Annotated in this window: 18 protein-coding genes and 2 pseudogenes; 4 read left to right on the top strand and 16 right to left on the bottom strand. The window is 32.3% G+C overall.

Translation table 11 applies throughout. The features are described from left to right. Window positions 1–51 precede the first annotated feature (51 nt). The 4 genes and pseudogenes from AACZ49_RS11350 to AACZ49_RS11335 all read left to right on the top strand — a co-directional run. Window positions 52–1,227, top strand: a complete 1,176-nt coding sequence (locus AACZ49_RS11350; RefSeq protein WP_339654742.1) for a malectin domain-containing carbohydrate-binding protein — start codon at window positions 52–54, stop codon at window positions 1,225–1,227. Between the two features lie 255 nt (window positions 1,228–1,482). Beyond that, entirely contained in the window at window positions 1,483–2,574 is a 1,092-nt protein-coding gene (locus tag AACZ49_RS11345) for a GNAT family N-acetyltransferase (protein ID WP_339654739.1), read from the top strand. 244 nt (window positions 2,575–2,818) lie between these two features. Then, window positions 2,819–3,145 (top strand): annotated as a pseudogene (locus AACZ49_RS11340) (glycosyltransferase); the annotation flags it as partial. A 425-nt stretch (window positions 3,146–3,570) separates the two neighbouring features. Continuing rightward, window positions 3,571–3,717 (top strand): annotated as a pseudogene (locus AACZ49_RS11335) (glycosyltransferase); the annotation flags it as partial. A 170-nt stretch (window positions 3,718–3,887) separates the two neighbouring features. Here the strand turns inward: AACZ49_RS11335 and AACZ49_RS11330 are convergent. The 16 genes from AACZ49_RS11330 to AACZ49_RS11255 all read right to left on the bottom strand — a co-directional run bounded on the left by AACZ49_RS11330 (window position 3,888) and on the right by AACZ49_RS11255 (window position 24,193). Next, window positions 3,888–5,024 carry a glycosyltransferase family 4 protein gene (locus tag AACZ49_RS11330; protein WP_339654736.1) on the bottom strand — a complete coding sequence of 379 codons (1,137 nt, stop codon included), beginning with the start codon at window positions 5,022–5,024 and terminating at the stop codon, window positions 3,888–3,890. Continuing rightward, window positions 5,021–5,671 (bottom strand): sugar transferase, encoded by a 651-nt coding sequence (locus AACZ49_RS11325; protein ID WP_339654734.1) that lies wholly within the window; start codon window positions 5,669–5,671, stop codon window positions 5,021–5,023. Before AACZ49_RS11325 ends, AACZ49_RS11330 begins: the two co-directional genes overlap by 4 nt. Beyond that, window positions 5,664–6,743, bottom strand: coding sequence for a hypothetical protein (locus tag AACZ49_RS11320; protein WP_339654732.1), 1,080 nt, complete (start codon window positions 6,741–6,743; stop codon window positions 5,664–5,666). Before AACZ49_RS11320 ends, AACZ49_RS11325 begins: the two co-directional genes overlap by 8 nt. A gap of 109 nt (window positions 6,744–6,852) precedes the next feature. Further along, entirely contained in the window at window positions 6,853–8,031 is a 1,179-nt protein-coding gene (locus AACZ49_RS11315; RefSeq protein ID WP_339654730.1) for a glycosyltransferase family 4 protein, read from the bottom strand. 3 nt (window positions 8,032–8,034) lie between these two features. Next, window positions 8,035–9,171 carry a glycosyltransferase gene (locus AACZ49_RS11310; protein WP_339654727.1) on the bottom strand — a complete coding sequence of 379 codons (1,137 nt, stop codon included), beginning with the start codon at window positions 9,169–9,171 and terminating at the stop codon, window positions 8,035–8,037. Between the two features lie 6 nt (window positions 9,172–9,177). Then, the gene (gene asnB / locus AACZ49_RS11305) at window positions 9,178–11,028 is read right to left on the bottom strand and encodes an asparagine synthase (glutamine-hydrolyzing) (RefSeq protein ID WP_339654724.1); all 1,851 of its coding nucleotides are present in this window, start codon (window positions 11,026–11,028) and stop codon (window positions 9,178–9,180) included. 11 nt (window positions 11,029–11,039) lie between these two features. Further along, window positions 11,040–12,122: a glycosyltransferase family 4 protein gene (locus AACZ49_RS11300; protein WP_339654722.1), complete on the bottom strand. Its 1,083-nt coding sequence runs from the start codon at window positions 12,120–12,122 to the stop codon at window positions 11,040–11,042. A gap of 156 nt (window positions 12,123–12,278) precedes the next feature. Then, entirely contained in the window at window positions 12,279–13,421 is a 1,143-nt protein-coding gene (locus tag AACZ49_RS11295) for an O-antigen ligase family protein (protein ID WP_339654719.1), read from the bottom strand. A gap of 11 nt (window positions 13,422–13,432) precedes the next feature. Beyond that, window positions 13,433–14,368, bottom strand: a complete 936-nt coding sequence (locus AACZ49_RS11290) for an ATP-grasp fold amidoligase family protein (protein WP_339654716.1) — start codon at window positions 14,366–14,368, stop codon at window positions 13,433–13,435. Between the two features lie 25 nt (window positions 14,369–14,393). Beyond that, window positions 14,394–15,722, bottom strand: coding sequence for a lipid II flippase MurJ (locus AACZ49_RS11285; protein ID WP_339654713.1), 1,329 nt, complete (start codon window positions 15,720–15,722; stop codon window positions 14,394–14,396). Continuing rightward, window positions 15,719–16,816, bottom strand: a complete 1,098-nt coding sequence (locus AACZ49_RS11280; RefSeq protein WP_339654710.1) for a glycosyltransferase family 4 protein — start codon at window positions 16,814–16,816, stop codon at window positions 15,719–15,721. Before AACZ49_RS11280 ends, AACZ49_RS11285 begins: the two co-directional genes overlap by 4 nt. A gap of 263 nt (window positions 16,817–17,079) precedes the next feature. Next, the gene (locus tag AACZ49_RS11275; RefSeq protein WP_339654708.1) at window positions 17,080–18,819 is read right to left on the bottom strand and encodes a hypothetical protein; all 1,740 of its coding nucleotides are present in this window, start codon (window positions 18,817–18,819) and stop codon (window positions 17,080–17,082) included. Between the two features lie 466 nt (window positions 18,820–19,285). After that, window positions 19,286–20,566 (bottom strand): nucleotide sugar dehydrogenase, encoded by a 1,281-nt coding sequence (locus AACZ49_RS11270; protein ID WP_339654706.1) that lies wholly within the window; start codon window positions 20,564–20,566, stop codon window positions 19,286–19,288. Between the two features lie 91 nt (window positions 20,567–20,657). Next, window positions 20,658–21,650, bottom strand: coding sequence for an SDR family oxidoreductase (locus AACZ49_RS11265; protein WP_339654704.1), 993 nt, complete (start codon window positions 21,648–21,650; stop codon window positions 20,658–20,660). A gap of 126 nt (window positions 21,651–21,776) precedes the next feature. Then, window positions 21,777–22,799 carry an NAD-dependent epimerase gene (locus tag AACZ49_RS11260; protein WP_339654701.1) on the bottom strand — a complete coding sequence of 341 codons (1,023 nt, stop codon included), beginning with the start codon at window positions 22,797–22,799 and terminating at the stop codon, window positions 21,777–21,779. Next, window positions 22,796–24,193 carry a nucleotide sugar dehydrogenase gene (locus AACZ49_RS11255; RefSeq protein WP_339654698.1) on the bottom strand — a complete coding sequence of 466 codons (1,398 nt, stop codon included), beginning with the start codon at window positions 24,191–24,193 and terminating at the stop codon, window positions 22,796–22,798. The genes AACZ49_RS11260 and AACZ49_RS11255 overlap by 4 nt, the downstream gene beginning before the upstream one ends. Window positions 24,194–24,208 lie beyond the last annotated feature (15 nt).

Raw genomic sequence — 24,208 nt, 5'->3', positions numbered from 1 at the left:
GAGGTTGCCTTCCTTCATGGCACCGAGAATACATTGGTCAATGCCATCGAGGTGAGATCTAAAGGTGAGGTTGGGCCTGTAGAGCCTGATCCGCTGACGATCAGTGTGATCCAAGATATTTCCTCTATAGAAGGAAACAACGCCATGCTTCAGTTGGAAGCATTGGGCGGAGATCCGCAAACTAATTACGTGTATTCGGCAACGGGCCTACCACTAGGTATGTCAATCGATAGTGGTACGGGAAGTATAACAGGTATCCCCTTAGAGGGTTCGGCAATGGGCGGACCTTCGAGCGACGGGCTATACCCTATCGCGATAACGGTAAACAGGGGAACGGAAACCGCGACGACCGATTTTATTTGGACGGTACTACCCGTACCTCCAGTGGCGGCCTACCATTATCGATTGAACGCTGCCGGTCCATCGGTGGTTTCGAGCGATAGCGGTCCTGATTGGGTTGGGGGGGCAACGGTCAACGGATCATTCAACGGTGTCGGTTATACGGTAACGGCGGGCAATGTCGGTGGTACGAACCCCGTACTGGACTATGGCCTTCGCGATAGTTCGATCCCTACATGGATGGATGCGGCGACGTACACGGGCATATTCACGAACGAACGTTGGGACCCTGGCAGTGCCCCGGAGATGGGCTACCGTTTTTCGGTTCCCGACGGCAGGTATACGGTAAACGTTTTCTTGGCGAACAACTGTAGCTGTACGAACAAGGTCGGTCAGCGTGTTTATTCCATAGCAATTGAAGGTGCGGTGGTAGAGACGAACCTTGACCTGGTGTCACGATTCGGGCACAGGGTGGGCGGTATGCTGTCCTACGAGGTAGATGTAGCCGATGGCGAATTGGAGGTTGCCTTCCTTCATGGCACCGAGAATACATTGGTCAATGCCATCGAGGTGAAAAAAATGGTGAGCGTAACTTCAAAATCTCGATTTGTTACCAGTGATGTAACCAACAAATTCGATTTTTCAATAAGCCGTAATCCTATTGCTACAAATGACCAGATTCCATTATTGATTGTGAGTCCGATTGAGGCAGAGGCCATTGTAAAAATTTATGGATTGGATGGTAAATTAATAACAACTAATAAAATAACAATTAGCGAAGGTCGTCATGAAGTTTTTCTTCCAAATTTAAATTTACCTCAAGGATACTATTTGGTGCAAGTTGAGAATAACGGCTTGTTTATACTTAGAAAGCTATTGGTCCATTAATCGTTTTAATTGGGCTGACAAAGTGTAATATTTATCGTATTATTCAATAATTAAGGGACTATTAGCCACTTTATTGTTTAGAAATTTTATATTTGTTTTAGAATTAAAACACCTTTTCATAAAGTTTTCTTTTAGTATAAAATAGTATGTGTAAAGTGCTCTATGAATAAATTGGTTTAAGTTTTACTCAGTAAAAGAAATTGTAGTAACAATTCTTTTAAATTTAAAACGTTCTATTTTACAAATTAACCATTCATGCTGTCTACTCAGACTTATAAATTAACTGTACAAGCGTTAGATTCAAAAGAAGTATTAGATATATATACGAAATCTTTAAATAGTCTAAACTGTGTTTGCCCTTATTATGCTTATGAACTTTTATTAAGTGATGAAAATGAAATTCAAAAACTTCATTTTTTCTCATTTAATGATGGCGATGGTTCGTTGATTGCGATAATGCCCTTTCTAATACGGGATATTATTATCAACGGCGAAAATACGGGTCTAAAAGATATTAGTAGCCCTTGGGGTTATAATGGTCCTTACTTTAAAGAAAATAGTTCTTCAGAGGTTACAACGAATTTCTGGAGTCAAGTTGATGAATGGTATGCGGCTAACAATATAGTTTCTGAATTTGTACGTTTCAATTTATATGGTCATTATACTGGGTATTCTGGTGAAACAGTGCATACCCTTTTAAATGTTAGAGGTAATATTACAGATTGGGAGCAGTTTTGGTCTAATTTAAAATCAAACACTAGAAATCAATTTAGAAAAGCTGAGAAATTAGGTCTGTCTTTTAAACTAGTTTACAAGGATATCGAAATGGAGCATATAGTTGCTTTTTATGACTTATATATTGGTACTATGGACCGCAGAGATGCAAAAGATTTCTTTTATCATTCACTAGACTATTTTGTCCATTTATGGGAGATGAATAAAGCTAAATGTGCCATTGGTTTGGTGTATAAAGACGGAAAGGCTATTTCTACCGAGTTATTTCTATTAACAGATGATACGGTGTATTCTTTTTTAGGGGGTACAGATGCAGATTATTTTAAGTTACGACCTAATGAATATTTAAAGATTAATGCCATACAGTGGGCAGGTGAAGCTGGTTTTACTTATTATAATATTGGTGGTGGTTTGTCCAATAGTAAAGAGGATAATCTATACTTGTATAAAAGAAAATATTTTCCACTAGATGAAGATGTGGATTTCTTTACAGGAAGAAAAATTATTGATGAAAAAAATTATAAGTTTCTTTTAGAGCAGATAGGTATATGGACTAAATCTCAACAATCGATACCGAATATTTCTACAAATTTCTTCCCGCTATATAGGTAATTATATTACGCATAAAAAAAAATCTAAATTATTCTTAAAATCAAAGCGTTATTTTTTAATAAAAAAATAGTAGTTCGTATAATTTTCAGATAAAGCGTTTCATTATATATTTTTATATTTCTTTTAAACCTGGGATATTATTTAATACATACCCCCAATCATAAATTTTCGCGTTTAAATGAATAATAAAAAATTAAAAATAGTAATGCTTTTGAGTAGAATTGATTAAAGTGGTCTTACTAAACACACAATTGATTTAGCTAAGGGTTTAACCGATTTAGGGTATCAAATTTTATTGATTACAGGCGGTATTTCCGAGAATGAGAAGAGTGAACGTGTTTTTGCTTTTTATGATATGTTCGAGAAAATGGGTGTTGAAGTTAAAACCTTTAAAAAGCCAAGTGGCAGTATAATAAAAAAAGGTTTTAAAGGAGTTTCAGATTTAATGCGAATGTTGATCAGAATTAAAAAATATAATCCTAATGTAATACATTCACAATCGCCTTATATGACCTATATACCGTGGTTAATGGAGAAAAATTCACGACCACCATACACCAAATGGGTTTAAAACGGAATATATTTTATAAAAACCCAACACATATAATAGCTATAAGTAAAGAATCAAAATAAGATAGTATTGATAATTATGGAATTCGCGAAGATGAAGTTACCATAGTGCATCATGGAATACCCGATGAATATGCCAAATCAATTTCAGAAGATGGGAAGCGAAATTTAAAAATCGAATATCATTTACCTTTGAATAAATTGATATTGGGGAGTGCAAGTATACTTTCAAAAAGGAAAGGAATAGATATAATTGTCAAAGCTTAAGAGGCTTTAAGTATTGAGGCTAAATCTAAAATACATTTTATTTTTCTAGGTGATGATATTGATTCTGAAAGAACAAAAGCTTTACATGAAATGATAAAAATTGCGAAAATTGAATCTAGAACCACGCATATACCATTTTAAAATCCAAAACCTTTTTATGATATTATGGATGTATTTGTACTACCATCTAGGCAAGAGTCATTTCCTTTGGTAGCGTTAGAAGCTATGATAAGTGGCTGCTACCCTATAAGAAGTAATACTGAGGGTTCTTTCGAACAAATTGATCATGGAAAGAATGGATTGTGATTTCAAAATAAGGATGTTCTTGGACTTAGAGATGCTTTTGAAAAAGTAATTTTAGATGATAATTTAAGGCAAACATTTCAGAAAAATGCAAAGGAAAATGCCATTGCCAGATTTAAAATTTCTAAAATGACCAAAAATACTTTAGATATTTATGAAAAGATTAGAATTCATTAGTTCATGTTTAATAGTTCATCATAAACCTTGAGTGTGTTGTCTACCATTGCTTTCTGAGTAAATTGGGTAAGTGCTTTTTGTTTACCGTTTACAGAAAGTTTATTCCTTAATTTTTCATTGTTTAGAAGCCTATCTAAGTAACTGGCTAAACCTTTCGCGTCATCCATTTCAAAAATGAAACCATCTTCGCCATGCTTTATTTGGTCATATGCTCCGTTAGCGTTAGAACGAATAGTGCAACAACCACTCATCATAGCTTCAACGGCCACTAAACCAAAAGTATCTGATCGAGAAGCAAGCACAAATATGTCGAACATTTGGTAGTACGGTTTAGGGTCTCTAAAAGGTAATATTGTAATTTGGTTTTCTATCTGGTTAGCTTTGATAAAAGTATCTAGCCAAGAATCTGTATTTTTTGATTCATAATCTCCAACAAGAACAATATGTATTTTATGCTTTAATTCTGGCGAAAGATATTGACCTATAGCGTTAAGTAACACGTCTTGCCCTTTCATTGGTGTTATTCTTCCAACTGCTCCAATAATCAATTTGTCTTTTGGTATGCCATCTTTTTCCTTAAGTGATAAAATAGAATCTTTTGTTTCAGGTATTGAAAATCGCTCATCTATACCATGGAATACCATTCGTATACTTTCTTCTGGCGAATGCATAACACGTTTGGTAAATTCTTTAGAACCTTCACTTACTGCAATTAATAAGGTAGGGTGTTTGTACCTGAAATTTGGTGTTATGGTATCTGCATGAACTGTAGATACAAATTTTTTACCTAGAAGCCATGGCACAAATGTCATATTTGGAGAATGGCAGTGAATAACATCGGCATTTATTTTTTTTACCTGTAACATCACTTTATAAAAGCTAAGAATGGTCTGTATTCCCTTTTTAATAGGGTTCCCCTTAGGTTCCTTAAAATAACGCATGTGTACCCCAAGGTGCTGAAATTCACTTTTAAGATTGTCAAAGAATTCGGTGTTATTCGATGATTTTATTTTATAGCCACTGGTAAGAATGTGGACTTCATGTCCTTTATTGACCATACCTTTGGTCAATTCCAAAATATTAGTAGCCAATCCATCTTTTCCAAATCGCATTACAATAAATAGAATTTTCATGAAATGGGCTGTATATGTTGAAATTCTGGTTGTCTTTTACGAATAAGATCCATGGCCTCTGTAGTTGGGTTGGCATTTGGATCTACTTCGATATCAGTAGATTTTAGTACTTTTTGAAAAGTTAGCCATAAAATTTTAAAATCATTGGCAAAGGTTAAATTTTCAACATAAGTAACGTCGTTTTCAAATTTACTCTCCCATGTAATTAAATTTCTTCCCGAAACTTGTGCAAGTCCTGTAATACCTGGTCTTGCAATAAATCTTTTGCGCTCTTCGGTCGTATAATAAGGTAGGTATCTAATTAAAAGGGGTCTCGGACCAATTAAACTCATTTCGCCTTTTATTACATTTAATAATTGAGGTAGTTCGTCTATTGAAGTTTTGCGTACAAAAACCCCAAGTGGTGTTAAACGTTCACTATCAGGTAATAATTTGCCATCGGCATCTCGTTTGTTGTTCATGGTCTTCAACTTAAGAATAGAAAATATTTTTTCATGCCTACCAGGTCTTTTTTGAATAAAGAACGGGCTTTCTCCAAAACTGATGGCCAATATAACTGCTGTTATAAAAACTATGGGTAAAACCAAAAGAAACCCAAATAGGGCAAGTAAAAAATCTAAAGGTCTTTTAAAGAATTTTTTATACATGATGTAATTGATTATTAGAAGTAGTCCAATTATTAATTGTTGATATTATATAATTTAAATCGGTGGTATCGAACCTATAATCCATATGAATATTTAATAAATAGGAATAGGTCGTTGTTAAATCATTTTTAGGCCATAATAAGGCAGGGTAAATTTGATTTGCCACTAAGTGCTTTTTTAAATCATTTAGAGCGTCTTCTTTTTTAAAAGCCAATAATAAACCAAAGGATGCTTTTGTAGCATGTTGTACTACTTTAAAGTCATTCGATGTTATAAGTTTCGGTAGTGCGTAATCTACATTTTCTTTCTTAAAACTATTAAAATTGATATGTATATATTGATTAATAAAAGCGGCATGTTCTGTTGAAACTTCATAGACTTCATAAATAGATCGTACCATTAATTCACCTTTCATGTACTGCTCTAAATAACGTTCTTTTTGAACGTGTGCAGTACAAGTCTCCTTTAGTCGCATAGAACCTATAATAGTGTCCCAAGCTTTATTCATTGGGTTTTCACTGGTACAGGTGTCGAATATCTCTGGTTTATAAAGTGTTATGTTGCTTTTAGAGGCTTTAGGTTTCCAAGCAATACCACCCATAGGTATAGGTAGTGTTTTTCGTAACGATGCAAAACAAAAATCTGCTTTACTATGTAAGCTCCCTTCACTTAGCCACCCATGAGAGTGGTCTTCAATTATAATTGGTCTATCACCATCTGGTATATCTGTGTTTTTTAAGCCCCAGTAATTATTGACCATAACCAAATCGTTTATTGATTTAAATTGCGCCCAATCAATTTTTGATTCAGGTTCAAAAGGATCGACATAATAATATTTTATGGTCTCAAATTCATGATGCATCCATTCCTTTACAAAGTGGCAGTAGTATTGTGGCATCCAAATGGTATCTATATGGGTTTCGGCGCTAATACGTTTGATCAAGTATTTAAGTGCATATCTACCGGCATAGAACAAAAGAGTATCACCAAGATCAGGTGCACTCAATTGTGGTAGTTTTCTACCATAAGTGCCTTCAATAAAGGATCCGTAACCAATAATATCTTTTTGCATAGTACAAAGAAACCAATTTCAAACCATAGTTAATATTGTATTCGAAGAACTTCTAATTTAATTGTTAAAAAGGTTAGAAAGAAATATTTTCATTATAATAGAATTTCAATTAGGTAGTAATTAAAATTCTATTATACTCCTCAAGCAAAGCATTCCAAACATAACTTTGCTCGTAACGACTTCCGATCATTGGTCTTGCATTCCCATGCATTTTTTTTAATAGATCCTTATCATTCATGAATAATAGCATAGCTTCAAATAATGCAAACTCATTTTTAGATGGAATAATAACTCCATTTTCATTTTGTTTTATAATTTCATTGCTTCCATTAATGTCTGTAACAATAGAAGGCAGACCCAAAGCTCCTGCTTCTAAAACGACATTCGGGAAACCTTCTCGGTAACTTGGAAAAACTAAGGCATTAGAAAGGCATAAAAAGGGTCTTACATCGTTTTGTTGTCCAGCGCAAATAATATGTTCTTCTTCCTTAATCATGTTAAGGGTAGATTCTGGTAAAATATCGGTCTCTCCTTCATAAGAACCTACTAAAAGTAGTTTGACGTCTTTTTCTTGTATTAATAGTTTTTTAAATGCATAAACTAATTCGTTAACGCCTTTGTCATTTACTAATCTACCAATGAATATGAATACAAAATCATTCGATTCAATACCATATTTTTTTCTTTTTAGTAAAAGCTCTTCCTTTGAATAAAGAGTGGGGTCAAAATAGGTCATATCCTTTCCATTAACGTTACCATTGGCAATCACTTTTAAAGGCTTTTTGGTAACTTTATAATTTACAAGGTCATTTTTAACTCCGTTGCCTTCAGGATAAATATGTGTTGCGAAACTGCAGATTATTTTATCAAAAAATAATAAGAGTTTCTTCATAAAACCTTCTTGGGTTGGGAAAATTAAACCTGTAAATGTGTGAGCTCTAACAGGAACTTTTGCTAGGTATGCCGCAGACATGCTTAGTAAACCAGCTTTTGGCGTAATGGAATGTACCATAATTGGTTTTTCTTTTTTAAAAAAACGATATAATTGAAATAGAGAAATTAAATCTTTGATCGGGCTTATGTTACGCTCAATATTTATAGACTTAGTTTTTATGCCCTCTCGTTCTTCAATTTTAGGCATTAAATCGCCTTCAGAAGCAACGCCTACAATTTCATAATATTGATTTAGAAAATGAAGCTGACCTTTAAGCAAGCCATATAAAGATGCCGGTATGGCAGCAGTTCTAATTACTTTTTTTCTACTACTATTATTGTTTGTTTCAGACATGTTTTAAGACAAAATATGAGAGGTGTACGCTTCTAAAATGGGTTCTCTTTCAAAATCTAGTATGCGGCTGGCAGCATTAATTTTGCAGCTTTTAAGAAATTCAGGGTGGTCTAAGCAGTAAGTTAGACCTTTTTTAAATAATTCTAAGTTATTTATAGGTGTAAGTATACCATAATCGGTAACCATTATATCGTTATTAGTTGGTGTTTTAAGTTCCAGAATTTCATCAGGACCCGATTTGCAATTGGTTGATAAAATTGGTAAACCACAACACATTGCCTCTAACAGAACATTTGGAAAACCTTCATGGTTAGATCCAAATACAAATAAATCAGCTGCCTTTAAGTATTTGTAAGGGTTATTGTCAAAGCCTAAAAAAGTTACATTGTCTTGAAGCTTTTTGTCAGTCACTAAATCCTCTAAATAACTTCTTAAAGATCCATTACCAAGAATATACAGGTGAACATTTTTAATACCTTCAATGGATCTAATTAATAATTCATGATTTTTACCCGCATCCATTCTGCCAATAGTTACTAAGTTAAATTTTTCAGAATTAAAAACTGATTCTATTTTATGTACTTTGTTAATTTTATCAATATCAATAGGATTATGAATTATAGTAATCTTGTTAGCATTAACATTATAATTTTGAATTAAATCATCGCCATTACCTCTTGAATTGCATATAATTGTGTCTGCTTTAGGATATAATAATTTTATTAGAAAATTATTAATTTTTGATTGTAAATTACCATACCCATATTGCATACTGGGGTGAGATCTTTCGCTAATTACAAGTTTAAATTTTCTAGAAGTAAAATATCTTGAAAGAATGTTGATGTAACTTGGTCTCGTAAGCATTGCAAACGAATGGGTAATTTCTAATTTGTTAAGTAGCTTAGCATATTTGTATGCTAGTCCAGGCAGTTTTAAAAGTTTTAAAATACCACTCTCATCACCTTGGGACTGCTCAATGTAGTGAATAGGAATGTCGCTAGGTATGTCATAACTAATAGTGTTATTCATTAAAACAAGATGTACTTCGATACCCTTATTTTTTAAATAGGGTAGAAGGTAAGATATGACTCTTTCTGCGCCTCCGCCTGCTAATGAGTATATTAATATAGCAATTCTCATTTAAGGTTATTTAATTGATAGACCTTCTTTGTTAGCAGATAGCCATTGACTTAGTACCAATAATCGCCATATCAGAGCATAATTGTTTGCTTCACCCTTCATATGTTGATCAATATAGAATGATACTTTATCAGGTTTAATGCCTGGAATTGATTTTAACTCATTTTCATTTAGTGAAGACAAAACAAAATCCTTTAAATCTTTACGAAACCATTCTTTAAATGGAATTTCAAACCCTGCCTTTGGACGGTCAAAAATTTCTTTAGGAACATGATTATATAAAATATCTTTTAATATTCTTTTTTGATTACCATGTTGATATTTAAAATTTGTAGGAAGTCTTTGTGCATATTCAACTACACGATAATCTAATAATGGAGATCTAGCTTCTAAAGAAAATGCCATAGTTGCTCGGTCTACCTTAGTATTTATATCATAAGGTAAATAAGTTTTTAAATCAAAGTTTCCTGCTTTTTGATAAATATCAACATTGTTACCTACTAAATACTTAAGCTCATCTAACTCTTGAGAATTTAACTCTTTATTTCTCCAATCAGGATTGGCCCCTTTAACACTTTTTACATACGCCTCTTCAACAGTTTTACTATCTATTACCATTCCAACTATTTTATATCTATAATTGGGAACTGCAGAAATACCTTTGGCTACTAATTTTCTTACAGGATATGGTAAAGCCATAAAATAGTTTATTATTCTTAACCAGTCATATCTGTGATAACCTAAAAAATTCTCATCACCAGCATCGCCAGATAATGCGACAGTAACATGTTTTCTAGTGTGCTTTGCTAAAAGCATAGACGGTATAGCTGAAGAGTCAGCAAATGGTTCATCATAATAATGATTCAAATTTTCTATTAAATCCAATCCATCATTTTTATCGCAAAGTATAGTATTATGATCGGTTTGTAAGTGGTCTGCTACTAATTGAGCATATCCACTTTCATCAAAACCGTCATCATTAAACTTAATTGAAAATGTTTTTACTTTTTCTGAGGTACTTTTTGTCGCTAAAGCTGTAATTAAAGAAGAGTCAATACCGCCTGATAAAAATACACCAACGGGAACATCAGCAAAAAGTCGAATTTTTGTAGCATCTAATATTAACTCTTCAAGTACTTCTTTAGCTTTAATGTAGGTTAGACTAGTATCTTGTTTAGCTTTGTAAGCTATGTCCCAATACTGTTTGGTTTCAAAATGACCTGAATTTAGGTCAAATTCAAATTGATGACCTGCTGCCAATTTGTGAACTTCGTTATATATACTATTTGTTGAAGGTATATAGCCCCAAGAAAAATAGCCGTCAATTGCTTTTTCTGAAATACTTAATTCTTTATTATATAATTTTATACTAGAAATCTGACTTGCAAACTCAAAATCTTTGCCATTTAAAAAGTAATAAAATGGCTTTTGAGCTAAACGATCTAGTGCTCCAAAAAGTTTTTGTTTTTTTTCGTCGTAAATTACAAAAGCAAACATGCCATTAAAATACTTTACACAATCAATACCATATTCTAAGTAAGCAGCACAAATCACTTCAGTGTCACTTGTTGTATGAAAACTATAGCCTTTTAAACTTAGACTATCTTTGATTTCTAGAAAATTAAATATTTCCCCATTAAATACAATATGTATATGGTTTTGATATGTAAAAGGCTGATTAGAACGTATATCTAAATCTATAATCGAGAGACGGTTATGACCCAAATGTAATGTACCATTATTAGTTTTTAGTTGAATGTTTTTAGAGCTGTCTGGTCCTCTAAAATTAGTTCTCTTTAGTTTCGCAGTTACTTGTTCGTTTGAGTAGGGTATTGTGCTACCGTATATTCCACACATAGTAATATTTTCTAATTGTTTTCAATGATTTCTTTAAATAAGTTTTCCCATTGCGAACCTATTTCTTCTATTGAAAATTTATTTAATGATTTTGGGGTATTGTTTCTAAGAAATTTTCTTTGCGAGCTATCCCCAATTAATTGGTTCAATTTTAGACACATTTCCTTAATGTCCTGGTCTTGGATTAAGACACCATCAATGTTATTGGTTATTATATCTGAAGGTCCAGAAATACAATTATAGGAAATGCATGCCATACCTTGTGACATGGCTTCAATTAAAACTAAAGGTAAGCCTTCGTGTCTTGAGGTTAATATAAAAATTTCTGCACTCCTCATTAGTTCGTTAATATCGTTTCGATATCCTGTAAAAATCACCTGATTTTCAATTGGGGAATTGTTTAATTTGTTTTTTAAAAACTTCAGACCTTCATCGCCTTGTCCAATAATCTTTAATTTCCAATCACTATGATATGGCAATACTGATATTGCAATATCTATCAAATTGTCAAATCCTTTATGATTAAGCCTATTTAAATCACCTATCGCCAAGATTTCTTTTTTTCTTAGCGTATTTAGGTTTTCAATAGGTTCAAACGAACATGGATTTAAAATAACTCTGACTCTTTTATTCCTTTGTTCAAAGTATGGCTTGTCAAAATTTGTAAGAACTGTAATTGCATCTGGTAATTTATAAAAGTAATTCCAAAGTATTCTTTTTGAAAAGTTTATTTCTTGATTAAAATGATTAAAATGTTCTGTCACAACAATTTTAATATTTAGAAATTTGGCAACTGGTATTGTTGCTAGTCCTAGTAAATCAATATGTGAGCTAATGATTTTTGGTCTATTCTGTTTGTACCAGTAAAATTTAAATAGATAAATGAAAGCTTTGAATATTGTATAGTTGAAAAATTTTAAATCATTATGTAAACGTATTCTACTTACACTTGGGTGAAGAGAATATCCATCACCATCTCTAAAGGTAATAACTCTAACAATGTAGCCTTTTTCAGCAAAATGATTGGCTAATCTACTAACAACACGCTCGGCACCCCCAGCATTTAGACTTCCAATTATAAAATCAATTTTCATTTAAAGGGTATTATATTTTATTTAAAAAAGCATTAGAGATTTTCTACATTATTTTCATGAAATATCAAAATCTTCAAGAAGAAATTTAAATATTATAACGAATTTTTTTTTAAAAAAATTCTATAACTATTTTTTAATAGTAGATGGTTAACGTAATCAATTAGACTTAATATGCTCTAAATTATTCTTCTTGTCTTTAATTTCTCTTATTCTTAAAAAAACAAAAATTGACAAAGCTAAACTTTGATAATTTGTGAAAAAAGTGTGACTTACCATTAAATTTAATAATATTACTAAAATCGTATATGTTAAATATGGTTCTTTGTAAAAATGCCCTATTGAGTTTTTTAGCAGATATAGATAAAAACCGATAAATAGTATAAACGGTAAAATTCCACTTTCACCAATAACCATTAAGTAACTATTATGAACTCCAGGTAAGTTTTGCCTTTGTAATTGAAATGAATTATAACCATGGCCTAAAATTGGCTTTTTAAAAATTAAATCGTAATATAAGGCCCAAGTTTTATCTCTAGTATCATTGTTTAATGTTTTAGTTTTAACTTCACCCTCAACAAAAAAGCTTGTAAAAGCATCAAATCTATCTGAGGCAAAGTTTTTACTATTTGTAAATGTAATCATCACCGTAACGGCTATGGTACCTATAATTGGAGCTAGTAAATTTTTTCTATCTTTAAAAATGGCAAATAGATTTATTACTACCCATACAGCAATGAAAGTTCTTGATAATGTTAAAATGCCTGCAAAAGTAAAAATAGCCTGTCCAAGTAGTTTGAATAATTTGTTATTTATGGAATAACTTAAAGCCATTCCTAATAAACATACTATTCCTGCTGTATTTGGATTAAGTAAGAAACCAGCATATCGACCTCTTACAAGGTGATAAATAACATTTGTTTCAGGGAATACTAAACCATTTATGATAACACTAATACCACCTATTAATAAAATATAAAAGATGTCTCTATAGCTTGAATCATACATGACTTGAGTAATGCAAATAATTAAGATGAAAAATCTTAAAAATTCCTTTAGAAAATAAATTTCATCTCCATTGTAGTTTAGACTACTTAATAAAAAGTATAGTAAAGTAAAAATGATAATTGGCACCACAGGTTTCTGCCATGGTTTGGAAATGAAAAAATATATTATTAATAATATTGTGGTTAAATAACTTGCCGCAGATCCAAATACTGGTCCAAAATATAATAGTACAAAACCTGGCATGTTACAAAGAACTAATAGTAGAATAACATATTTTAAAATTTTTTTTGTCAATGTATTTTTTTTTAAATAGTTCTAAGTTTTAGTATCTCACCTAATTTATAGTCCCATTCGATTGGTTCTATTAATCTTGTTCCACTATCATGATGGAATGTTATTTCACCAAAATAAATTTTATCATTAACATCATACCAATCAATTCTGGCGTAATCAAAAGGACTAGCAAGCTTTTTGGATAATTCTAACATTTTATCTAACCTTGCAGGTGGTTTTATGTCAAAATCAGCCGGCTCTGTTGTTTTGCCGTTATCTTTTAATGCAGTCCATTTAAAAGGACATCTTTTCCAATTTGGATAATACCAATTTCTATAATGATTTTGAGAATTACGACCAATATCAACTTGAATCATGTGTGGGTTTCCATTCAAACAATGGATTTTATAATCCATAGGTATTTCGTTTTCTCTAGTCAATAATAGCTTTTCAATTATTATTCTAGGTTTTATATTTTTGTATTGCCATTCTTTTTGATTATAGTAATAATTTTTATTTAATCTTGACTGCAGTCTCTTTTGTATTTCAGCGTAATTCACTTTTCGCTTATCAAAAACTATAATGACACCTCCACTATCATGATTAGTTTTAATTATATTAGGGGTATCAGGAATAGTTGATTCATTAATTTCAGCAGCGTTCTTTGTTTCAAATAATAACGGTATCAAATACTCTGAGCCGATTTCATTTGAAATGTAATCTCTAACTTTAAATTTATCAGCGCAAATAGTATGTAATGCGGTTCTGTCATTTATTTTTAACCAATTAATTTTTTCATTTAATGTTTTTGGGTTCTTTAAATTCAATTTTAAACCTGTACTTTTCCAATAATTGTATTTAATCACCCAACTATCTGCCCAAATTTTGTTCTTAGAGCTATGGAATAGATACTGAATAACTTTTCCAAATAAAGTTTTATGATATATGATTTTTAATTTTTGTTTCATTTAATTACATTTAATAATAATAGTTTCATTTTTCACTTATTTTTTTAAGGTAAATATATATTGACAATGATTTGAAAACTACAATTATTGTTGTGCAAATGGCGATTCCAAAAACTCCATAAATTTCCATAAAATAAAAGTCTAATACAACATTTAAAACAACTGCAACTAAAGAAATTATTGCCATGATTTTATTTTCATTTATGCTAGTTGCAAAATTAACCATAATCATTCCTGTAATTTTAAAAGGAATATAAGTCAAAAAAATCTTTTGAATTGTAGATACTATTTTAGTATCTGCAGTTGTGAATTCCTTTCTTTCAAATAATAAACTTACCACCATATCAGAGCAAAAAATACCAATTAAGGAAACTAATATTAATGCTATAAACACCCAATTAACGTTTTTAAATAATATTCGAAATGAATTTACCTTATCAGCTATTACTGATTTTGAAAAATAAGGGAGTAAAACGTTTGAGAAAGCTACAAGTAAGAGGCTCGCTAAAAAAGCAGGAATTTTCATACCATAATTTAGAGCTGTAATTGATCCAAGTATAAGTTGGGCAGCAAAAAATTGATCGACTACATCATTTAATGCAGTTAGTAATCCTGAAGAAATTTTTGCAGGTAATTGTTTGAGGGTTATTATGATATTTGCATTGTTTAGTTCAATATTTCCTAGAGAAAGAATTTTTTTACTTTTAGTAATAATGAATAAATAAAGACAGCTTATGATTGCTCCAATTGTTGTACCCCATGACAAAAGAGTGTCATCAAATTCCGATTTAAAATTATAAATTAATATAAGTATGACTATAGGAGTAAATATTCCAGATAAGGAACTAAATTTAAATTCATTATTCACATATAATAATGCACCAAGAATTGAAGCTATGCCCCAAAACAAAATTGAAGGTAGAATTATATAAAATTGCTTTTTTACCATACCATAAAATTCTAAACTTTTGTTGGGAAATAAAAAGTCTAAATATAAGTCTGATCCTATAATTGCGATAATTATGAAAATAATACTGATGAAAATGGTTAATGTAAGACCAGCTGTTTGAAAGCTTTTAATATTGCCATTATTATGTATTTCGTTTATGTAGTTAGGTATAAATACACTTTTGTAAGATCCTAGGAAAACAGTACTTATCAATCCTGGTATTAGAAGGGCAACAAAAAACGTGTCTAATTCTAGAGAAAGTCCGTAGTTTGAGGCTACAACAGCTTCCTTGAAAAAACCTAATAAACTAGTAATAAAAGTTAATGAGCTAACTAGTATAATATTTCTAAGCACATCTTTTTTTAAATGTTGAAGTAAATATGATTGAATTTGTTTTAAGTTCACGATTTTAAGTTTTCTTCAATAATTATTGTCCACTGTGCTACTACGTTATCGGCAATCAAATGATTTAAGCTATTTGATGCATTAAACCCTATAGATTCTCTTAGTGGTTCATCGTTAATTAAAAGCTTCATTTTGTCTTTAAATAATCTAATATCATCTACTGGTACTAAATAGCCATTTTCGGAGTCAATTATTAATTCCGAAGGGCCGGTCGGGCAATTCGAAGAAACTACAGGTAAGCCTAAAAACATTGCCTCGGTCAATGCATTTGGAAAGCCTTCATATCTTGAAGGAAAAACAAAAATTTTAGAACGAAGGTAATACTCTGTAATATCACTAATTTTTCCAATTATTTTAATTTTGGATTGCATATTCAGACTATTTATAAGTTCTTGGTACTCTATCCTTTTAGGTCCATCACCTATTAAATGTAATTCCCAATTTTTCGGATTTAATTCTGAAAATGCATTTATAATAATATCCTGTCCTTTTTGCGGGGCTAGTCTACCTACATTAAGGATAATATTTTCTTTTATTATTTTGTGACTCTTACGAATTTTTTGATGTTCTGTTGAAATTGGATTCGGTAAAATAGAAATATCATCATACTTGATGTAATTTAGATAATGATCTCTAATTGGATTGGTTTGCACTATTAACTTATTAGATAAGGGATAAGCTATGCGTCTTAGAATCTTCCAAAACATGGATGTTTTCTCTAATTTTGGGTTGTTTCTTTCACTTATAAGGACTGGTATATGAGCCTTTTTACTAGCAAATACTGTTATAATATTAGTATTGGTCATAAAACCAATCGCGAGTTTTATTTGAAATATTTTAAAATTCTCTGCCAATTTTTTGTATAGCCTTTTGTTAAGAAGGATTGAATTTATAATATTAGTACTTGGAGGAATTTTATTTTCTAAATGAATCAATTTTATTCTATCGTCAATTATGTAGAAAGGTTTAGACTCAACTAATGTAATTATAAAAACATTGTATTTTTCAATCAAACCATTTGATAATGTAGAAACAACTCTTTCTGCTCCACCTGAACTTAAAGAGTAAATTACAAAGGCAATGTTTATTTTCATTTTGAAATTACAGTAAAATTATAATGGCAAATATTTATAAAAAGTATAAATATTTGAGTTATGACAATGTATCTGGTTAAAATGTAAAGTTCAGCTAAAATTTTTTAAAGGAAATTTAAAACTTAATAACTAAAAATTATATTATATATTATTTATGATGTGGAATATTAATTTTTTTTTAAGTTTTATCCAAAAAAAGATTACACAAAAAAAAGGGTTGAAACTTAAGTTTCAACCCTTTTTTGTACAAATAAATTAATTTTTTAATTTATTGTCAAATAGTGTAAGTATTCTTCAAGATTAGTAAAACCATTATTATTATTGTCATCATTGTTTTTTTGACTTAAATTTCCGAATAAATTCATTTCCCATTCATCAGACATACCATCACTATCACTATCAAAATTATTTGGTCTTTGAATCTGATCTATGAAAGGAAATCCACCTACTTCATTTTCATTTTTGATAATTTTTCCTGATAGATTTAAAACATCATTAATGACTCTTTGATCGACTAAATCTCTATTTAATGAGGCACCAACATTTGGCAACAACTCATCCTTTAATATAAAAGGTGTCAATATATTGTTAATATTAGAGCTTAACAATTTTGAATCCTTTAAATAGGGAAGTAAATTGGTCTCTCCGATATTTGAAATAGTAATAGGTACATTATCTGAGATATTATCAGCTATAAATGCTTGTGTATTTTCTATTCCAATACCAGATGTACCTTTTTCTAATCTGACATTCTCATACTCTATATTTAAACCAGGTCTGGTAATGTATGAATTTCCTATTAAGTTCATTTTATTTTGATATGCTAACCTTGTTCCTGATCTATAACCATAAACTATATTATTTATCATTTCAAAACTAGAATTTGGAGTAGTAGATTCAATATTTCTTCCCGAATTATGGGCAAAAAGATTATTGTAGATACTAATATTATTTGCATTTTTCCATAAAATGAATCCATAACCAGTAGATATATTTTCAGAAATAATTGAATTTTGAATGCTTACGTCGCTAACGCCAATACCACCAATTGCACCAATTTCTATATTTTCATCTTTCCCCCAGCTAATTGAACAATGATCTACTATTACATTTGAAACTTCTTCGTCCCAAGAAATAATCCTTAGTGCATCGTCTTGTTGGGTTCCACTTACCATATTCCAGTCATAGCCAGGTCTAATGCGCAAATATCGTAAAATAACGTTAGAATCAGAAATCCAGAATGATGCTCCTTCAATTGAAATTCCATTCCCTGGAGCTGTTTGCCCTGCAATAGTTACGTCACCATGTTCGTTCTCAATTTTTAAATATGATTGAAGTTTTATAGACCCGCTTACATTAAAGATTATCGTTCTTTTACCTTTTAATGTTTCTAAACCATAACGTAAACTACCGCTACCACTATCATTCAAATTGGTAACATGATAAACATATCCACCTCTACCTCCCGTTGTGTATTTTCCGTATCCTTCTGCGCCTGGGAATGCTTTCAATTCTCCCATTTCTGAATTCGTAACCGAGATGGAAACAGTAGCTTGTTCTTGAGTTACCGTTCCGGTTTCTTCATTAACTACTTCAGCAGTATAGGTGAAACTATCCTCTTCAGGTGTTGTTTCTTCGGTTGGTGTCGTTTCCTCTGTTGGGGTTGTTTCTTCTTCAGTAGCAGAATCTGTTCCAGTTTTATACGTTAAAGTATTATCATCATTAATGGTTACCACACCATTAATGGGATTTGAGGTCCCTATAATAGTGGCATTACTATTAGAACCCAAATTATCATTATTTAAAACATCCATTAAAATGGAATTTTGACCAGGGGCCATATAGAAACTATCATCAGCCAATAAGGTTATACTTTGTGGATCATCATTTTTAGTGATTACATATTCTGATAATAGGTCGGCATCTTTGCTGCAGGAAAACAACAAAAAGAAGGTACAAATTGATAGGCTCAATTTGTAGGTTAGATTAAGGGATTTGTGCATAAGTAGGTATTTTTTTTAAAAATTTAAAACAATTTTACTTGGGTTACAATTATAGTTTAATATTTAGCATCTTCGATGAAATAACCAATATTTTCGATGAACTGCATAATTTTGTTGGAATGCCTATTAGTTCAACGTTTTGCTTTATAGATTATTTTTTAATAGATGTTAAATAATTAAATGTTATTACTTTAATTAGGTATAGTCTTACTTTGTAATAACCATTTCTATACGGGGAGAATCTGTTAAATGGATGTTTTAAATCGATGAAATACACTAATATTTCAATAAAATCGATGAACTACGTAAACCCTTAACAATTTTAAGAATTTTTACTTTAAAATATTTAAAAATAAATTAATTGTTTAATATCAAATGCTGAAGAATCTTAATTTAATTAGAATAAAAAATCGTGTAAGAAATAATTTATTTCTTACACGCTTTTTTATTCTGTACTTAATGATTTTTACAATCTACCGTCCACATCTTTTTTAAGAATGCCCTTTACATCATAAAGAATACCATCTGGTTTAAGCATTTTTTTAAGCTCCATTTCTAAAAATTCTTTGTGAGCTACCGTTAGAACAATAGCATCAAATTTTTCGGTAGGGACATTTTTTATGACCTTCATGTTGTATTCATGCTCCACTTCTTTCGAAGAGGCCCAGGGATCATATATAGTAACATTTGTACCGTAGGTTTTTAAGTTGTTTATCACATCTACAGCTTTCGTATTACGAACATCGGGGCAATTTTCTTTAAAGGTGATACCTAAGACCAATATATTGCTCCCTTTTATTTTAATATCACGCTGCACCATAAGTTTTACCACTTCAGATGCTACATACTTGCCCATGGTGTCGTTCATACGTCTACCCGCCAAGATAATTTCTGGGTGGTAGCCATATTCTTGGGCTTTCTGAGCCAAATAATAAGGATCGACCCCTATACAATGACCGCCCACTAAACCTGGTTTAAAAGGAAGAAAGTTCCATTTGGTACCCGCTGCTTCCAATACTTGATGGGTGTCGATACCCATAAGGTTGAAAATTTTAGCCAATTCATTGACAAAAGCAATATTTATATCGCGTTGCGAATTTTCGATGACCTTGGCTGCCTCGGCTACTTTTATACTGGGTGCTAAGTGCGTACCTGCCGTAATAACAGAGGCATATAGCGCATCTACTTTTTTACCAACTTCGGGCGTAGAACCCGATGTTACTTTTAATATTTTTTCAACGGTATGTTCCTTATCCCCTGGGTTAATACGTTCTGGGGAATAGCCCGCAAAGAAATCGACATTAAAGGTAAGGCCGCTTATTTTTTCCAAAACAGGAATACATTCATCTTCTGTTACGCCTGGGTATACGGTAGATTCATAGACAACAGTGTCTCCTTTTTTTAAGACTTGGCCAACAGTTTCACTGGCCTTGTATAAAGGTGTTAATATAGGGCGATTGGTACGGTCTACGGGTGTAGGTACCGTAACAATATAATAAGTACAGTCTGCGATATCATCCAATTGATTGGAACAATACAGCCCTGTTTTCATTTGAGGTGATTCTTTTAAAACTGCTTGAAGAATATCATCTTCCACCTCTAACGTACTGTCATGTCCTTTTCGAAGCTCATCGATACGCCCCTGATTAATATCAAATCCTACAACAGGGTATTTGGTTGCAAATAAACGGGCTAGAGGTAATCCTACATAACCCAATCCAATGATGGCAATTTTAATGTCTTTCATAATTTTTATTTGTTACCTCGGTTTCCCTCAGCAATTCTATTTTACAACGGCTACGCTCAGTAACCATTAGTGTATTATTCAACTACTAAATTTAGTTCAAATTTTCCCAATACCATTGTACAGCTTCTTTAAGTCCCGATTTTATATCATACTGCGGGTCATACCTTAAAAGTTGCTTCGCTTTGTCAATTGATGCCAAAGAATGAGGAACATCTCCTGCGCGCGTTGGACCATAGCTGTTTTTAATATTCTTTATTTCCGGATCAAATTCACTTAGATACTCTTTTAACAATTGGGTGAGTTCATTTAAATCGGTTCGTTCACCAAAAGCTGTGTTATATACGGTATTTAAGGCCGCTTGGTTTTCCGTAACCAAGGCACGTACATTCATTTGTATCACATTATCGATATAGGTGAAGTCTCTTGAAAAGGAACCATCGCCATTAATTACGGGAGATTCATGTTTCATTAGTTGCATTACAAACTTAGGAATCACTGCAGCATAGGCTCCATCGGGATCCTGTTTTCTGCCAAATACATTAAAATAGCGTAGGCCTATAGTTTCTATGCCATAGGTTTTGCTAAACACATCGGCATATAATTCGTTTACATATTTAGTGATGGCGTAGGGGGAAAGGGGTTTTCCAATAACATCCTCTACTTTAGGCATGTTTGTCGAATCGCCATAGGTAGACGAGCTTGCGGCATACACAAAGCGTTTTACCTTGGCATCGCGTGCGGCGACCAACATATTTAAAAATCCAGAAACATTTACGTCATTACTGGTAATAGGGTCATTGATAGAGCGTGGTACCGAACCCAAGGCTGCTTGGTGTAAGATATAATCCACCCCTTCACAGGCCTTTTGACAATCTTTTAAGTTTCGTATATCACCCTCTATCAAAGTGAATTTTGGATTAGGTAAAATCGGCGCTAAATTCTCACGCTTTCCCGTTGCAAAATTATCAAGGCAGGTTACTTGGTTACCATTTTCTAATAAAGCATTACAAAGATTGGAACCGATAAAGCCGGCGCCGCCTGTGACAAGAATGTGAAAATTGGAATTAAGATGGTATAAACTCATGAATTAGAATTGTGATTGTAAAAATTGCGAATCCTCAGGGGGTTCTATTTTGGATAAAAAAAATATGTTCATCATTGCTAAAAAAGGTATTCGACAATGGAAATTTAAGTAATTAATATAGGAGTATTATTTATAATACTCCTTGTACCATTCTATAAACTTTTGTACCCCTAATTTTATAGGTGTATTCGGTCGATACTCATAATCAGCAATCAAATCATCTACATTGGCCCAAGTTTTTTCAACATCGCCGGGTTGCATGGGTAACATTTCCTTTTTTGCGACTGTACCTAAGCTTTCTTCTATAGCGGTAATGAAATCCATTAATTTAACAGACTTGCTATTTCCTATATTGTATATTTTAAATTCACCTTTCTTTTCCGATTGCGCTAAAACCGGTTTTTGTATAATACGAACCACGCCTTCGGTGATATCATCGATATAGGTGAAGTCGCGCTCTAGCTTTCCATTATTGAAAACTTTTATGGGTTTATCATTAACAATAGCATCGGTAAACAAAAACATGGCCATATCGGGCCTTCCCCAAGGGCCGTAGACGGTAAAGAAGCGTAGACCAGTTGTTTTAAAACCGTATAAGTGACTATACGAGTGCGCCATTAATTCATTACTTTTCTTAGTAGCGGCATACAGGCTTACTGGGTGATCTACGGCATCGGTAGTTTCAAATGGTATTTTTTCATTTAAGCCATATACACTAGAACTACTGGCGTATACCAAATGTTTGATCTTATAATTACGGCAGCATTCTAATATATTCAGAAAACCGACCAAATTACTATCAACATAAGCTTCCGGATTTTCAAGACTATAGCGAACCCCTGCTTGTGCCGCTAAATTGCAAACCACATCAAAATTTTGCTCTTTAAATAAATTTGGTAGGTTTTCGCGATCTTCAAGAGCCAGTCTTATAAATGAAAAAGCTGCATTGGTAGTGCTTTTTGTTAGCGCATTAAATTGTTCGGCATGCTCTCTTTTTATACCAAGTTCGTTTAACCGTGCGTACTTAAGATTCACATCATAGTAGTCATTGATGTTGTCTAAACCAATTACGTCATGACCTTTTTCGAGTAAACTTTTAGAAACAAAAAAGCCGATAAAACCGGCGGCACCGGTTACTAAAATTTTCATGATTGCCCTATTTTGTAGTAATTAAATCCTATTTCTTGCATGGTGTCATTATCTAATAAACGTCTACCATCAAATACAAAGGCTGGTTTAAGCATTTGCTTATAAATTGTTTTCCAGTCATAGGTTTTAAATTCATCCCATTCCGTTAAAATTGCAATGGCATGTGCAGCTTCGGTAGCATTAATGGGGTCTTTGGTTACCGTTAATAGGGCTCTGTTTTCTTCTGGCGACCGTGTGTTTAAATAATCGAGGTCGGCAAATATTCGCTCTTTGGTTACTTTTGGATCATACACGATAATTTCAGCTCTTTCTTCCAATAAAGCATCTACTACGGCTATTGCTGCCGATTCTCTAGTGTCATTCGTATCCTTTTTAAAAGCCCAGCCGTATATTACAATCTTTTTACCTGAAATGGTGTTGTATAAAGTAGATATGATGTTTTCTGCAAAACGGCTCTTTTGGTAGTCGTTGGCAATAATAACCTGCTCCCAATAATTGGCCACTTCTGTTAAACCATAAGATCTTGCGATATATACCAAGTTTAATATATCTTTTTGAAAACAAGAGCCACCAAAACCAACAGAGGCATTTAAAAATTTAGGTCCAATGCGGCTATCAAAACCAATTGCCCTGGAAATTTCTTGAATATTGGCATCTGTTTTTTCACAAAGGGCCGAAATGGTATTTATAGAAGATACACGTTGCGCTAAAAAGGCGTTAGCCACAAGTTTAGATAATTCTGATGACCAAACATTGGTTTGTAAAATACGTTCTTTTGGTAGCCAATGTTCATAAACCGCACTTAAGGCATCTTTTGCTTCTTGACCGCTTGGCGTATCGTTGCCACCAATTAAAACACGATCGGCATGTAGTAAGTCTTCTATAGCAGTACCTTCTGCCAAAAACTCTGGATTGGAAAGAATCTCGAATTTAACAGCATTGCCTGTATTATCTAATATATTCTGTATAGCCTGGGCAGTTCTTACCGGTAAGGTAGATTTTTCAACAACAATTTTATCGTCTTTAGCTACTTTGGCAATATTACGAGCGCACAATTCTATAAATTTTAAATCTGCCGCTTGTCCCTTGCCTTTACCATAGGTTTTGGTTGGCGTATTTACCGAGATGAATATCATTTGAGCTTCATCAATCGCGTTATCTACCTCTGTAGAGAAAAATAGGTTTTTACCTCTTCTCTCTCCTACAATTTCTTTTAATCCAGGTTCATATATCGGTAGATTATCGAGATCTTTAGTATTCCATTGGTCGATACGGTCTTTATTAATGTCTACAACGGTTACTTGTATTTCAGGGCATTGTTTTGCGATAACGGACATTGTTGGGCCGCCAACATAACCAGCACCAATACAGCATATTTTTGTAATCTTTTTCATTAATATATTTATAGG

This window comes from uncultured Maribacter sp. (assembly GCF_963975365.1).
Classification (GTDB): Bacteria; Bacteroidota; Bacteroidia; order Flavobacteriales; family Flavobacteriaceae; genus Maribacter.
This window is presented reverse-complemented; position numbering and strand designations above follow the sequence as displayed.